Origin of the sequence: Streptomyces sp. NPDC007856 (assembly GCF_042868225.1) — a bacterium.
Lineage (GTDB): Bacteria > Actinomycetota > Actinomycetes > Streptomycetales > Streptomycetaceae > Streptomyces.
On sequence record NZ_JBIAEC010000002.1, the window covers coordinates 592,354 to 606,036 of the forward strand.

Here is a 13,683-nt window from a genome sequence, read left to right on the forward strand (position 1 = left end):
CGGTCCCGGGTCGGCTCCTTCGCCATCGCTCGGACATCATGGATCATGTATATCGATATACGACACCGCCCCCCCCGTACCCGACCGACCCCATGGGCGACCTCGACCTGCCCGACCTCGGCCTGCCCGACCTCACCGACGACGAGATCGAGGACACGCTCAAGGGGATGGGCGCGTGACCCTGGTCGCCATCGCCGACACCAACGGCCTGTACTGCCTGCTCGACCCGAACCTCACCGGCCACCAGGAGCACAGGAAGGCACTGGCAGCGACCAGCCACCTGGTCATCTCCCCCTGGTTCTGGCCGAGTTGGCCTACCTGATCGCGACACGCGCCGGAGCCCGCAAAGCTCTGGCGGCGGCCCGGTTCATCGAACGCAACGTGGCGACGCGCCGATTCGAGGTACCGCCTGTCAGCCAACACCTGAGTGCGGCGATCGCGGTCGCAGAGGGGTACGCCGACACCGACGGCGGTAAAGGCATGGGACTGGCCGACGCCATGAACGTCGCCCTGGCCGCCGCCTACCGCACCGACGCCCTGCTCACCACCGACCATCACTTCCGCACGGTCCGTCCTTGACCGGCCATCCCGCCTTCCGGCTCCTACCGGACGACCTGTAGGCCGCACCGCTCGGGTGAACCCCCGCACGGACCGCATGCCGACTGCGTCGGTTCGACGGGCCCTTGGGACAGCCGCTTCCGTGCGGGCGCGACGAAGATCGTCGGCCGGCACGCAGGGCGCTGCACCGCGATCCAAGCCGGGACGGCGGTGGCTACGGCGGGTGGCGTGGCGGCTCAAGTACAGGTACCAGTGCCAGACGCGTGCCCCGTTCCCGCTCGAACCGGCCATGCCGCTCTGCACTCAACTGACCACCGGGCACCCAGCCCTGCCCAGACCTACCCTGACCTGGAGCTATTTACGCGTCAGAGCTATGCCTGGACCAGTCAGGTGATCGTCGGAACCGCGCACCATCTGTACTGGAACGCGACATCCCATGCCTGGACCGAGGCGGTTCGCCTGCACGTCGGCGACCGTCTGCAGGCCAGCTCCGCGGTGAGCCGGGCCAGCCGCTCCTCGAAACCGTCGGCGGTGATCGTCGACGGGCCGTGGCGGGCGGCGAGCAGTCCGGCGAGGACACGGCGCTGGACGTCGTAGAGCACGTCGCCCGTCCCGCTGACGTAGGCGTCCTCGTCCCCGGCGACCCGCCGTAGCACACCGTGGCGCAGCAGCAGCCGTACGACGGCGGCGAGGTCCAGGCGCTCGTCGCGCCGCTCCAGCGTGAACTCGATCCCGGCGGCGGCCAGGTGCGGGTCGGCGGCGTCGAGAACCACCTGTTCGGCGAGGCGGCCGAGCGCGATCTGCGCCTCACCGCGCTCCAGCGCGGCGAGCGCCAGACACAGCAGCACATAGCGGCGGCGGGTGAACGGCGCACCAGCTCGGGAGGCCTCCCGCGCCGGATGGGTCGCATCGGCGAGGCTGCCGGGCGTCTTACGCAGCCGGGCGGCCTCCGCGTCCACCCGCAGCGACCAGCCGGTGTTGCGGTCGAACCAGTCGCGCAGTTCGGCGGCGTACTGGCGCACGAGGCGATAGGCATCGGCGTCCGGGCCGTGCGCGAGCAGCAGCGGCTCCTTCAGCAGGGCGCGGGCGGCCTTGTGGAGCTCGGCGGTGCGCCGGCTGTCCAGGACCTCGCCCAGGGGGGTGGTCATCGCGCCTCCCGTGCGGGGGTGCCGGTGGTGAGGTCGGTGATCTCGACGAGGTGGTCGGGGCCGCGGAACACGCCACCCGGGGTGGGTATCTCGGCCGTCGTACCGTCGGTCAGCGCGGTCAGCCGGATCTCCATCGTGCCGTCGTTGCTGGTGGCGGCGGTCGTCGTCATGCCGGGCCGCCAGGTGGCCAGGGCGTCGCCGAGGAGGCGCAGGAGCAGGCCGAAGGCCACCGGGTCGAGCTCTCCCAGTGCGGACAGCCGGGTGGTGCCGTCCGTCGCCAGCCGGGCGCGGGCGGCGGTGATCTCCTCCGCCTGCTTGGCGGCGATCTCGGCGAGCTGCCGCCGCTGTTCGGACCGGTCCTGCACCTTGCGGGGCTTGCCGCGCCGCTCGTAGCTTCCGGTGCGGCGCAGCTGCGGGCTGATCCGCAGTGGCTCGGCCTCGGCCCACGGGGTGGACGCGGCCACCGGGTGGGCCGTGCGCTCGGAGAGCGTGTCGGCGTCGACGGTGAGATGCCGAGCGGGATACAGGCCGAAGGCGGCGCGCCACAGGCGGTGCCGCGCCGCGTCGTCGAGGGCCTCGGCGAACCAGCGGGCCAGCGTGCGGAAGTCCGCCGACCGGTCCGAACGCCCGGCCCGCCGCTCGGTCAACTGCCGTACGACGGCGAGGAGTTGCGGGATCGCCCCGAGGGCGCGTCCGCGCAGCAGCCGGGCCTGGGACTCGCGGCCGTCCGCCGACACGAACCAGGCGGCCAGGCCCGCCCACTTCGCCGCCCATCGTGCGTACGCCCGCGCCTCGGCGCTCTCGGCCTCGTCCGGGGCGGCGTCGGCCGCCTCCCGCGCCGCCGCCAGCCGCAGCAGGGCGTCGACCCGGCCCTGCTCCTCCAGTTCCCCGATGAGCAGGGCGATCCGCCCGCCGAGAGTGATCAGATCCTGGATGAACCGCTCCAGGTACTGGATCAGCCGGTCCTTGTAGGCGAGGAAGACCTCCACCGCGACGCCGTGCAGGTCGATGGTGCGCTGCAGCGACCCCATGAACGCCCGCGCGTTCTCGGCCAGGGCCTCGAACCGGCCGGTCAGCGTGGACAGCGCCAGGTGTGCCTTGGCCGCGTCCGGCTGCCCTTCCCCCTCCTCGACGGCGATCACCAGCAGGGCCCGCAGCTGCGTGACGATGTCGTGCAGCGCCACCGCCTGCAGGGCGCCACGCCGCCCCAGTGCCTCGTCGTACGCGGTCAGCGCCTGCTCGGCGGCCTCGCCGGCCTGTGTGAGCTGGTAGATGAACCGCTTGCGGTAGAAATCCTCCACCGCCGTGACGCGCGAGGTGTCCGGGTCCGCGCGCAGATTGCCCCACTCGACGAGGCTGTCCAGTGCCTTGACCACGGCGTCCAGGGCTGCGGGCCGCCGCTGAGGGGGCAGCGCCGCGTGCACGTCCTCGGGCCGCAGATGCACCGCGAACCGCTCCTTGGCCGCGAGGAACGCCCCCATCACGTCGCGGTAGAGGGCGCTGTTGGGCGCGGTGAGGTGCGCGAAAGGAGCGTACGAGGCATGGCCGGAGGAGTCGGTACGCGCGGAGGATTCCGCGGACTCGGTGCGATCGGGCTCGGCAGGCTGCGGTGTCATCGTCTCGGCATTGTTCCCGACGCACACCTCGCCCCGACAATCATGGGCCCAATCTTCACGCTGAGTTATCGAGCGTGATCAGGCCCGGGCGTCCCGCTGTTCCACTTCCTTGAGCACCGCGGCCACGGCGGCGAAGTCGTTGTCCACGTGGAGCACGGTGTGGCCGTGGTGGACCGCTGTCGCGCAGACCAGAAGGTCGACGGCACCCGCAGAGCGATGCTGACCGCGCTGGGTGAGCTTGTACTGGGCGGTGTCCACCCAGCGCCAGGCGTTCTTCGGCACCGGAGAGAGCCCGCACAACGCGTCCAACTCCTCGGCGAGTTCATCCCGGTGCACTGGCCCTGTGGCCGAGTACAAGAACTCGGTACGGGTGGGCTCGCAGATGTGGAACACCCCGGCGGCGATATGCCCCTCCCAGGGGCGCAGGGCCCCTGAAGTGCGGAAGAGGTGCCACAGGGCCGAGGTGTCGAGAAGATAGGTGATCACTCGAAGGCTGCCCGACGGGCACGCTTACGGGCCTCGTGCGCGGCCGCTGCGGCGTCGAACTCGCCTCGCTCACCGCGTGCGGCCAGCTTCTCCGCCGCCTCCAGTCGTCTGATCCGGGCTACGTAGTCCCGCAGGGCAGCATTGACCGTCTCCTTCTTCGTGGACGCGCCCATCAGGCGCATCGCCTCGGCCAGCGCCTCGTCATCGAGATCGATCTGGGTCACGGACATACGGCCACCCCCGCCAGTGAGAGGACACGATGTACATAACCAACATACATCACCAACATGCGTTGCGTCGTGTCCTGACGTGTGCCGCGACGAGCCGCTCGCGCCCGCATCCGCCAATCCGCCAATCCGCCATGCTGGGGGGCCATACGGCCGTGCACCCCATGGTCGGCCACCACATGCCTGCACGTCCCCCGGAGCAAGGTGCCCTGATCAGTGACATCCGACGTCTCGCCCCTGGCCGCGTGGCTCCACCGCCTCGATGCCGTGAACCTGGCGCAGGTACTGGAGGCACGGCCGGACGCCGCGGCTCGGTGGCCCTGGCCCTGCCCCGGATCCCGCTGCCCGCGCTGCAGGCGGCCGAGGCGCTCGCCGCGCTGCGGACACCGGCTCCCCGCGACGCCCTTGCGGATCTTCTGGACGCAGTGGAGGGTGAGGCCGCTCAAGGTCTGGAAGCGGCACTTCACTTGCTCGCCACGCATGCGCTGGTCTGGCCGGATAGCGAGGACACGCTGCACATGGCCGCGCCGCTGCGGAGGGCGTGGAGCGCACCGCTCGGACTCGACGCCCCCCTGGCCGTGCTACTCAAGGACGCGACCTCCGACGATCTGCGCCGCATGCTCGTGGCGCTGGGCGTGCGGCCTTCTACGACCAAACCGCAGCGCCTCGCGACTCTCCTGGAACACCACGGCGACCCTCAGCGCCTGGCCGACCTGATCGGACGCGTCCCGGCGGACACCCGGAAAACGTCCCCGCGGCCACCGGGCGACCGCGCCGGTGCCACCGCCTCGCAGCGCGAGCACAGCGCCGGGCGCCCGGTTCCGCACGGCCACCGCCCCGGCGCTCGCTGACCTGACGGCACTGGCCACCCGTCTCGCGGCCGCACCACTCACCGCCCCCCGCTCCCGACCCGTCCGACGGCGTCCCCTTCGGCACGGGCACCGAGGAGATCATCGCCGAATACGCCCGCAACCTCTCGCACACCGACGTACGCCAACTCGCCCACGCGGTCGACGAGGGCACGGCGGTCACCATCGAGTATGTCGCGACCAGCGGCAACCACACGATCCGCACTGTCAGCGACCTGGACCTCAACCCGCCGTACCTGGACGCCTGGTGCCATCTGCGCGACGACGAGCGGGGGTTCACGCTGTCGCGGATCCAGGGGGTGGTGCTGGCATAGGGCGCTCGGAAGCCGGGGCGTGCGGGGTGGCCGCGCCCCGGCCGAACGGGGCGTCGACTCGACCGAGTCGACCGAGCGCAGCGCAAGGGCCTTCGCCAACGCCTGTGAACAGCGGATTCCCTCCGTTCGGCCAGAGTTCGAGACCCAACTTGACCGAAGAGACGTTTCCGCAGGTCAGAACGTTTCTCTGACCTGCGCTTGGTGGGGCGGGTGGGACTCGAACCCACGGCCGACGGATTATGAGTCCGCTGCTCTAACCGGCTGAGCTACCGCCCCATAGCGGCGTGTCGCGTACAACTGTGCGCGCCGTCTGCCGCAGCATAGCCGCTCATACGATCTCCTGCTTCGGATGGTCGGCTTCCGCGCTGCTCATGACCTTGAGGACATTGACGCGGGCGCGACGGTTCCCCCGGGCATGAAAAAGGACCCCCAAGGGGTCCTCGTTCATCGCGCTCCCCCGACTGGACTCGAACCAGTAACCTGCCGGTTAACAGCCGGCTGCTCTGCCAATTGAGCTACGGAGGACCGAAGCTCCCCCGACTGGACTCGAACCAGTAACCTGCCGGTTAACAGCCGGCTGCTCTGCCAATTGAGCTACGGAGGATCGCCTCGTTTGCATCGAACGTACCTCCCCGGGTATTCGCCAGGGGGCGCTCGCTCGCTGCGACACATACATTAGCGCAAGCAGGGGGGTGTTCCGCCAATCGGTTCCCCTCGGCGCCCACGTCGCACCGCAGACCAAGGCAAGGGAAGGGTGGCAGCCATGCGCTACCGGCTCACGTTCGTCGCCGGACTGGCCCTCGGTTACGTGCTCGGCACGAGGGCCGGTCGCGAGCGCTACGAGCAGCTGAAGAAGTCCGCTCGGCGGATCGCGCAGAACCCGGCCGTCCGCAATACCGCCGAGACCGCCGCCCAGCAGGGCCGCCAGTACGCCGGCAAGGCCTTCCACACGGTCAGCGACAAGGTCGGCGACCGCGTCCCCGAGGCCGTGGCGCAGCGGGTCCGCTCCCTCCGGGAACGGAACCTGAACGGCACCCCGGAGGACGACTGGGGCACGAGCAACACGTAGGAGTGCACGCCTCCCCACTCGCTTGGCCGCCCACTGCCACCGCATCCACAGGAATGCTGCAAAATTCAGGGCATGGGGATAGTCGCCGGCTTGGACAGCTCACCGGACTTCACACGCATCGTGGTCTGCGACACGGACACCGGTGCCGTACTGCGGCAGGGATACGCCTCGCATCCAGTGGAGGGCCGGCCCAGTGACGTGGACCCGCAGGCCTGGCTGCTCTCCCTCGGTGAGGCGGCCGGCGGCGGCCTCCTGGAGGGCGTGCAGGCCATCGGCGTGTCGGCCCAGCAGAACGCACTGGTCCCGCTGGACGCCCAGGGCAACACCGTGCGCCCGGCGCTGGTCGGCGGCGACAAGCGGGCGCAGGTCGCGGCGGCCGACCTGATCGACGCGCTCGGCGGGCGGGAGGCCTGGGCGCAGGCCGTCGGGTGCGTGCCGCAGGCCGCCCAGCCCGTCACCAAACTGCGCTGGCTCGCCAAGTCCGAGCCCGAGAACGCCCGCCGCACGGCCGTACTGCTGCAGGCGCACGACTGGCTGGTCTGGCAGTTGCTCGGGCGGCCGGTGCGCAGGACCACCGATCGCGGTGGGGCGTCCGGCACCGGGTACTGGTCTGCCGCCACCGGCGCCTACCGGCCCGACCTGGTCGAGCTGGCGCTCGGCCATCAGGCGATGCTGCCGGAGGTGATCGGCCCGTCGGACGCGGCCGGTACGACCCCGGAGGGGCTGCTGATCTCCGCCGGGACCGGGGAGACCATGGCCGCCGCGTTCGGGCTCGGGATCGGGCTGGGGGACGCGGTCGTGTCCCTCGGTGCCTCCGGGTCCGTGATGGCCGTGCACCCCGAGGCGCTCGCCGACCAGTCCGGGATGATCACCTCCCTCGCCGACGCCACCGGCATGCACCTGCCGGTCGTGACCACCCTGAACGCCGTACGGACCCTGCGCGGAACCGCCGAACTCCTCGGGCTGCCGGATCTGGAGAGCCTGTCCGAGCTGGCGATGAAGTCCACGCCGGGCGCGCACGGACTGGTCCTGCTCCCCTACCTGGAGGGTGAGCGGACGCCGAATCTGCCGCACACCGCCGGGACGATCGCGGGCCTCAGGCGCGAGTCGATGAAGCCAGAGCATCTGGCGCGGGCCGCGTTCGAGGGCATGCTGTGCGGGCTCGGCGACGCGCTGGACGTGCTGCGCGGGCGGGGCGTGGACGTGCGGCGGATCTTCCTGCTCGGGCCGGCCGCCGAGCTGCCCGCCGTGCAGGCCTCGGCGCCCTCGCTGTTCGGCGCGCAGGTCGTCGTACCGCAGCCCGCGGACTACGCGGCGATCGGCGCGGCCCGGCAGGCGGCCTGGGCGCTCGGTGTGTCGCAGGGCGCGCTCGATCCGCGTACCCCGCCGGCCTGGCAGGGCGCGGCGGCGCAGGTGCTGGAGCCGGGCGACGAGCTGCCCGTGGGCCAGGCTGTGCGGCAGCAGTTCACGGCGGTGCGGGAGCAGACCCACCCGGGGGCGTTCCGCTCTTAGCTCAAGAGGCGGGTCCGAGGCGTTAATCGGTTGAGGTAACGCGGGTGGAGTGTCCGACGATAGGGGCCAGGGGCAACCGACCGGCCCCCCACCCGCCGACTCCGAGAGACCCAGCGTGCTCATACGACTCCTGCGGACCTATCTCAGGCCCTACAAGAAGCCCATCGCCCTGCTGGTGCTGCTGCAGTTCCTGCAGACCTGCGCCACCCTCTACCTGCCCACGCTGAACGCGCACATCATCGACAACGGTGTCGTGAAGGGCGACACGGACTACATCCTGTCCTTCGGTGCCCTGATGATCGGCATCTCGCTCGCGCAGGTCGTGTGCAACATCGGCGCCGTGTACTACGGTGCGCGGACCGCCTCCGCGCTCGGCCGGGACGTGCGCGGTGCCGTCTTCGACCGGGTGCAGTCGTTCTCCGCGCGCGAGGTGGGTCACTTCGGCGCGCCGTCGCTCATCACGCGTACGACGAACGACGTACAGCAGGTCCAGATGCTGGCCCTGATGACGTTCACCCTGATGGTGTCGGCGCCCATCATGTGTGTGGGCGGCATCGTGCTGGCGCTCGGCCTGGACGTACCGCTGTCCGGGGTGCTCGTGGCCGTCGTGCCAGTGCTGGCGATCTCCGTGACGCTCATCGTGCGCCGGCTGCGCCCGCTGTTCCGCTCGATGCAGGTCCGCCTGGACACGGTGAACCGGGTGCTGCGCGAGCAGATCACCGGCAACCGGGTGATCCGCGCCTTCGTGCGCGACGAGTACGAGCAGGGCCGGTTCGGGAAGGCCAACGGCGATCTCACCGAGATGCAGCTGGCCACCGGCCGGATGCTCGCGCTGATGTTCCCGATCGTCATGACGGTGGTGAACCTGTCGTCGATCGCGGTGGTGTGGTTCGGCGCGCACCGCATCAGCAGCGGCGGGATGCAGATCGGTGACCTGACCGCCTTCCTCGCCTATCTGATGCAGATCGTCATGTCCGTGATGATGGCCACCTTCATGTTCATGATGGTGCCGCGCGCCGAGGTGTGCGCCGAGCGCATCGAGGAGGTCCTCGGGACCGATTCCAGCGTGGTTCCGCCGGTCGCGCCGGTCACGGAGCTGCGCCGGCACGGGTATCTGGAGGTCCGGGGCGCGGGCTTCCGCTATCCGGGTGCCGAGGAGCCGGTGCTGAAGTCCATCGACCTGGTGGCCCGGCCCGGTGAGGTGACGGCCGTGATCGGCTCCACGGGCAGCGGCAAGTCGACGCTGCTCGGGCTGGTCCCGCGGCTGTTCGACGCCACCGAGGGCGAGGTCCTGGTGGACGGCGTGGACGTGCAGGAGGTCGACCCGAAGCTGCTCGCGCGGACGGTCGGGCTGGTGCCGCAGAAGCCGTACCTGTTCGCGGGGACGGTCGCCACCAACCTGCGCTACGGCAACCCGGACGCCACCGACGAGGAGCTGTGGCACGCGCTGGAGGTGGCGCAGGCCAAGGACTTCGTGAGCAAGCTGGATGGCGGCCTGGACGCGCCGATCGCGCAGGGCGGTACGAACGTCTCCGGCGGCCAGCGCCAGCGGCTCGCCATCGCCCGCACCGTGGTCCAGCGCCCGGAGATCTACCTCTTCGACGACTCCTTCTCCGCGCTCGACTACGCCACCGACGCGGCCCTGCGCGCCGCGCTCGCCCGCGAGACCGCCGAGGCGACCGTCGTCATCGTCGCCCAGCGGGTGGCGACCATCCGGGACGCGGACCGGATCGTCGTGCTGGACGAGGGCCGGGTCGTCGGCTCCGGCCGGCACCGCGAGCTGATGGCGAGCAACGAGACCTACCGGGAGATCGTGCTCTCCCAGCTGACGGAAGCGGAGGCCGCCTGATGGCAGGGCCCATGGGACGCATGATGGCCGGGGGCGGCCCCGACCAGCGCTCGATGGACTTCAAGGGGTCGGGCAAACGGCTCGTCGCCCAGTTCAGACCGGAACGGCCCACGATCTACAGCCTGCTGCTCTGTGTGGTCGTCAGCGTGACCCTCAGCGTGATCGGCCCGAAGATCCTCGGCCGGGCCACCGACCTGGTCTTCGCCGGCATCATCGGCCGGCAGATGCCGGGCGGCGTCACGAAGGAGCAGGTTCTCGACCGGATGCGGGCCCATGGCCAGGGCTCCATCGCGGACATGCTCAAAAGCACCGACTTCACGCCCGGCAAGGGCATCGACTTCGGTGCCGTCGGGAACGTCCTGCTGCTCGCGCTCTGTACGTTCCTGGTCGCCGGCCTGCTGATGGCGGTGGCCACCCGGCTGGTCAACCGGGCCGTGAACCGCACGATGTACCGGATGCGCGAGTCCGTGCAGGCGAAGCTGTCGCGGCTGCCGCTGTCGTACTTCGACAAGCGCCAGCGCGGCGAGGTGCTGTCCCGCGCGACCAACGACATCGACAACATCGGGCAGACGCTCCAGCAGTCGATGGGCCAGCTGATCAACTCGCTGCTGACCATCATCGGCGTGCTCGTGATGATGTTCTACGTCTCCTGGATCCTGGCGCTGGTCGCCCTGGTCACCGTGCCGCTGTCGTTCCTGGTGGCCACCCGGGTCGGCAAACGCTCGCAGCCGCACTTCGTGCAGCAGTGGCGCTCCACCGGCAAGCTGAACGCGCATGTCGAGGAGATGTACACCGGGCACACCCTGGTGAAGGTGTTCGGCCGACAGGAGGAGTCGGCGAAGCAGTTCGCCGAGCAGAACGAGGCGCTGTACCAGGCCGGGTTCAAGGCGCAGTTCAACAGCGGCGTCATGCAGCCGCTGATGATGTTCGTCTCGAACCTGAACTACGTCCTGGTGGCGGTGGTCGGCGGTCTGCGGGTCGCCTCGGGTTCCCTGTCCATCGGTGACGTCCAGGCCTTCATCCAGTACTCGCGGCAGTTCTCGATGCCGCTGACGCAGGTCGCGTCGATGGCGAACCTGGTGCAGTCCGGTATCGCCTCGGCCGAGCGGATCTTCGAACTCCTGGACGCGGAGGAGCAGGAGGCGGATCCGGTGCCGGGCGAGCGGCCGGCGGAGCTGCGCGGCCGGGTGCGGCTGGAGCACGTGTCCTTCCGGTACGACCCGGAGAAGCCGCTGATCGAGGACCTCTCGCTCACGGTGGAGCCCGGTCACACGGTGGCGATCGTCGGTCCCACGGGTGCGGGCAAGACCACGCTGGTCAACCTGCTGATGCGGTTCTACGACGTCTCGGGCGGCCGGATCACTCTCGACGGGGTCGACATCCGGAGGATGTCCCGGGACGAACTCCGGTCCGGTATCGGCATGGTGCTGCAGGACACCTGGTTGTTCGGCGGCACCATCGCGGACAACATCGCGTACGGGGCGTCCCGGGAGGTCACCCGCGGGGAGATCGAGGATGCGGCACGGGCGGCCCACGCCGACCGGTTCGTCCGCACCCTCCCCGACGGGTACGACACCGTGATCGACGACGAGGGCACGGGCGTCAGCGCGGGTGAGAAGCAGCTCATCACCATCGCGCGGGCGTTCCTGTCCGACCCGACGATCCTGGTGCTGGACGAGGCGACGAGTTCGGTCGACACCCGCACCGAGGTGCTGATCCAGAAGGCCATGGCCAAGCTGGCCGCGGGACGGACGTCGTTCGTGATCGCGCACCGGCTGTCGACGATCCGGGACGCCGACACGATTCTCGTCATGGAGAACGGGTCGATCGTGGAACAGGGCGCGCACGCGGAGCTGTTGGCCGCGGACGGTGCGTACGCCCGGCTGTACAAGGCCCAGTTCGCGCAGGCTGTGGCCGAGGTGGACTAGGCGCACGGGGGGGGCCGTCGGCAGGCGGCCCCCCGTTCAGTCCAGATAGCCCCTCAGCTGGTCCGCGAAGGCGTGGTCCCGGAGCTTGTTGAGGGTCTTGGACTCGATCTGCCGTATCCGCTCCCGGGTCACCCCGAACAGCCGGCCTATCTCCTCCAGCGTGCGCGGCCGGCCGTCGATGAGCCCGTACCGGAGCTGTACGACCTTGCGCTCCCGCTCGCCCAGCGTGGACAGCACGGCCTCCAGATGCTCCCGGAGCAGCAGGAACGCCGCCGACTCGACCGGCGATGCCGCGTCCCCGTCCTCGATCAGGTCGCCGAGGGCGACGTCGTCCTCCTCGCCGACCGGGGCGTGCAGCGAGACCGGCTCCTGGGCGAGGCGCAGCACCTCGGAGATCCGTTCGGGCGGCAGTTCGAGATGCGCGGCGACCTCTTCGGGCGTCGGCTCGTAGCCCCGCTCCTGGAGCATGCGCCGCTGCACCCGGACGACCCGGTTGATCAGCTCCACCACGTGCACCGGGACCCGTATGGTGCGGGCCTGGTCGGCGAGGGCCCGGGACATGGCCTGGCGGATCCACCAGGTGGCGTACGTCGAGAACTTGTAGCCGCGGGCGTAGTCGAACTTCTCCACCGCCCGGATCAGCCCGAGGTTGCCCTCCTGGACGAGGTCGAGCATGGTCAGGCCGCGGCCGACGTACCGCTTGGCGACGGACACGACGAGCCGCAGGTTGGCCTCGATGAGCCGCCGCTTGGCCATCCGGCCCATGACGACGAGCCGGTCCAGATCGAGCGCCAACTGGCTGTCCAGGTCGGAGGCGTTGCCCAGCTTCTCCTCGGCGAACAGGCCGGCCTCGACCCGGCGGGCGAGTTCGACCTCCTCGGCGGCGGTGAGCAGCGGGATACGGCCGATCTCGCGCAGGTACTGGCGGAACAGGTCGGCCGAGGGGCCGCCGGTCTCGGCCCGGGCGGCGACCCGTGTCTCGACGGGCTCGGCGGACTCCAGCGGTCCGCCGTCCTCCTCGGGCTCGTCCACGAGCGCCTCCGCCGGTGGTTCCACCGGCTCGGCGGGCACCGCCTCCGGGTGGTGGGCGGGGCGGCCCTGCGGGGGCACGGCCACGAGGACGTCCAGCTCCGCGTCCGGCTCGTCCGCGGTCGTGCCGGTGGTACCGGTGGCACTGGTGGCGCTGTCGGTCTGGGTGAGGGTCTGGGTCTGCACGGGGGCGACCTCCAGGATGATCGCTGCTGAAGGCTGTGCGGCAGCGGTACTTCGGGAGCGGAGAGTCGACGGCCTGCGCTCCGAGGATCGGGCACCGGACCCAGTGTGGAGTACGACACATCCCCGCCACGAGGGGCTTGCGGTGACTTTTTGCGTCCGGTTCGTGACCGGATGGTGATCGGCGCAGGAAAACCGGGCGCCGGGTCCGGCCTTGATCTGGGAGGATCCCCGGGTGTCCGGACTTCTGTACGAAACCCATGTCACCGTCCGCTGTGCCGGCCCCGCCGAGACGGAGCGGCTGCGCGGCTGGGCCGAGGCGGCCGGGCTGAAGGTGACGCACATCGTGCTGGCCCGCGGCCGGATGCGGGACCAGCGGATGCTGACCCTGGCCGGTTCGGCCTCGTACGCCGAGCAGTCGGCGCGGGCGGACGGGACGGTGGCGGCGCTGCGGTCGGCCGGTTTCGCGCCGGTCCGGGTGAAGACGGAGTCGGTGCCGTGGGCGCCGGAGGTGCCCGATGGGCCGTGCGGGGGCGGGCAGTACTTCGAGCACCATGTGAAGCTGCTCCTGGACGCGGAGACCGACCTGGACTCGTTGACCGCACGGGTCGTCCCGCACGGAGCGCACCTGTCGTGGAACGCACGCCGGGTGTGCGGGGGCGGACGGCACGAGCGGTTCGTGACGCAGCGCTGCCGGGGTGTCCGCGACGCAGCGGCCGAAGAAGCTCTGCGGCTGCTGCTCTCGGAGCTCGGCGAGTTCGAAGTCCTCTCCCTGGAGCGGGAGTTCGTGCTGTACGACAGCGACGAGTCGGTGGACGACGGATGGATCGAGGAACCGATGGTTCAGGGGATGCGGGGATGAGCGGGACGGATCGGGAACGGCCGACCAGGGATG

General features: G+C 70.5%; 15 protein-coding genes and 3 tRNA genes. 10 read left to right on the plus strand and 8 right to left on the minus strand.

Going from position 1 to position 13,683, the window contains the following annotated elements; genetic code table 11:
* Positions 1-38 precede the first annotated feature (38 nt).
* From ACFYOH_RS07195 to ACFYOH_RS07205, 3 genes are read left to right on the plus strand one after another with little or no spacing between them, the layout of a single operon-like run.
* Positions 39-179 carry a hypothetical protein gene (locus ACFYOH_RS07195; protein WP_388622032.1) on the plus strand — a complete coding sequence of 47 codons (141 nt, stop codon included), beginning with the start codon at positions 39-41 and terminating at the stop codon, positions 177-179.
* Positions 176-322 (plus strand): hypothetical protein, encoded by a 147-nt coding sequence (locus ACFYOH_RS07200; protein WP_388622034.1) that lies wholly within the window; start codon positions 176-178, stop codon positions 320-322. Before ACFYOH_RS07195 ends, ACFYOH_RS07200 begins: the two co-directional genes overlap by 4 nt.
* A complete protein-coding gene (locus ACFYOH_RS07205; RefSeq protein ID WP_388622036.1) occupies positions 310-579 on the plus strand; it encodes a hypothetical protein in 270 nt (89 codons plus the stop codon). The genes ACFYOH_RS07200 and ACFYOH_RS07205 overlap by 13 nt, the downstream gene beginning before the upstream one ends.
* A gap of 365 nt (positions 580-944) precedes the next feature.
* Here the strand turns inward: ACFYOH_RS07205 and ACFYOH_RS07210 are convergent, their stop codons facing one another.
* The 4 genes from ACFYOH_RS07210 to ACFYOH_RS07225 all read right to left on the minus strand — a co-directional run bounded on the left by ACFYOH_RS07210 (position 945) and on the right by ACFYOH_RS07225 (position 4,038).
* Positions 945-1,706: a TIGR02678 family protein gene (locus ACFYOH_RS07210; protein ID WP_388622038.1), complete on the minus strand. Its 762-nt coding sequence runs from the start codon at positions 1,704-1,706 to the stop codon at positions 945-947.
* Positions 1,703-3,322 carry a TIGR02677 family protein gene (locus tag ACFYOH_RS07215; protein ID WP_388622040.1) on the minus strand — a complete coding sequence of 540 codons (1,620 nt, stop codon included), beginning with the start codon at positions 3,320-3,322 and terminating at the stop codon, positions 1,703-1,705. Before ACFYOH_RS07215 ends, ACFYOH_RS07210 begins: the two co-directional genes overlap by 4 nt.
* A 78-nt stretch (positions 3,323-3,400) precedes the next feature.
* Positions 3,401-3,808 carry a PIN domain nuclease gene (locus tag ACFYOH_RS07220; RefSeq protein WP_388622042.1) on the minus strand — a complete coding sequence of 136 codons (408 nt, stop codon included), beginning with the start codon at positions 3,806-3,808 and terminating at the stop codon, positions 3,401-3,403.
* The gene (locus ACFYOH_RS07225; protein WP_250400441.1) at positions 3,805-4,038 is read right to left on the minus strand and encodes a type II toxin-antitoxin system VapB family antitoxin; all 234 of its coding nucleotides are present in this window, start codon (positions 4,036-4,038) and stop codon (positions 3,805-3,807) included. Before ACFYOH_RS07225 ends, ACFYOH_RS07220 begins: the two co-directional genes overlap by 4 nt.
* 311 nt (positions 4,039-4,349) lie before the next feature.
* Between ACFYOH_RS07225 and ACFYOH_RS07230 the strand changes: the two genes are divergently transcribed.
* Both ACFYOH_RS07230 and ACFYOH_RS07235 read left to right on the plus strand, forming a co-directional pair.
* Positions 4,350-4,886 carry a hypothetical protein gene (locus ACFYOH_RS07230; protein ID WP_388622044.1) on the plus strand — a complete coding sequence of 179 codons (537 nt, stop codon included), beginning with the start codon at positions 4,350-4,352 and terminating at the stop codon, positions 4,884-4,886.
* Positions 4,887-5,068: 182 nt separating this feature from the next.
* Positions 5,069-5,218, plus strand: coding sequence for a hypothetical protein (locus tag ACFYOH_RS07235; RefSeq protein ID WP_388622339.1), 150 nt, complete (start codon positions 5,069-5,071; stop codon positions 5,216-5,218).
* 199 nt (positions 5,219-5,417) lie between these two features.
* Here ACFYOH_RS07235 and ACFYOH_RS07240 read toward each other — a convergent pair.
* The 3 genes from ACFYOH_RS07240 to ACFYOH_RS07250 all read right to left on the minus strand — a co-directional run bounded on the left by ACFYOH_RS07240 (position 5,418) and on the right by ACFYOH_RS07250 (position 5,822).
* Positions 5,418-5,494 (minus strand) — tRNA-Ile (locus tag ACFYOH_RS07240).
* 176 nt (positions 5,495-5,670) lie between these two features.
* A tRNA-Asn gene (locus ACFYOH_RS07245) sits at positions 5,671-5,743 on the minus strand.
* A 6-nt stretch (positions 5,744-5,749) separates the two neighbouring features.
* Positions 5,750-5,822, minus strand: a tRNA-Asn gene (locus ACFYOH_RS07250).
* Positions 5,823-5,981: 159 nt separating this feature from the next.
* On the opposite strand from ACFYOH_RS07250, the gene ACFYOH_RS07255 reads away from it, so the two are divergent.
* From ACFYOH_RS07255 to ACFYOH_RS07270, 4 genes are all read left to right on the plus strand, one after another.
* Positions 5,982-6,287: a YtxH domain-containing protein gene (locus tag ACFYOH_RS07255; RefSeq protein ID WP_388622045.1), complete on the plus strand. Its 306-nt coding sequence runs from the start codon at positions 5,982-5,984 to the stop codon at positions 6,285-6,287.
* A 72-nt stretch (positions 6,288-6,359) separates the two neighbouring features.
* On the plus strand, positions 6,360-7,799 hold the full coding sequence (locus ACFYOH_RS07260) for an FGGY family carbohydrate kinase (RefSeq protein WP_388622047.1): 1,440 nt from the start codon (positions 6,360-6,362) through the stop codon (positions 7,797-7,799).
* 115 nt (positions 7,800-7,914) lie between these two features.
* Entirely contained in the window at positions 7,915-9,648 is a 1,734-nt protein-coding gene (locus ACFYOH_RS07265) for an ABC transporter ATP-binding protein (RefSeq protein WP_388622049.1), read from the plus strand.
* Entirely contained in the window at positions 9,648-11,576 is a 1,929-nt protein-coding gene (locus tag ACFYOH_RS07270; RefSeq protein WP_388622051.1) for an ABC transporter ATP-binding protein, read from the plus strand. Before ACFYOH_RS07265 ends, ACFYOH_RS07270 begins: the two co-directional genes overlap by 1 nt.
* A 36-nt stretch (positions 11,577-11,612) precedes the next feature.
* Here the strand turns inward: ACFYOH_RS07270 and ACFYOH_RS07275 are convergent, their stop codons facing one another.
* Complete coding sequence (locus ACFYOH_RS07275; RefSeq protein ID WP_388622053.1) at positions 11,613-12,791, minus strand: RNA polymerase sigma factor; 1,179 nt, start codon at positions 12,789-12,791, stop codon at positions 11,613-11,615.
* A 232-nt stretch (positions 12,792-13,023) separates the two neighbouring features.
* Here ACFYOH_RS07275 and ACFYOH_RS07280 point away from each other — a divergent pair, with 232 nt between their 5' ends.
* Positions 13,024-13,650 (plus strand): hypothetical protein, encoded by a 627-nt coding sequence (locus ACFYOH_RS07280; RefSeq protein WP_388622055.1) that lies wholly within the window; start codon positions 13,024-13,026, stop codon positions 13,648-13,650.
* Positions 13,651-13,683 lie beyond the last annotated feature (33 nt).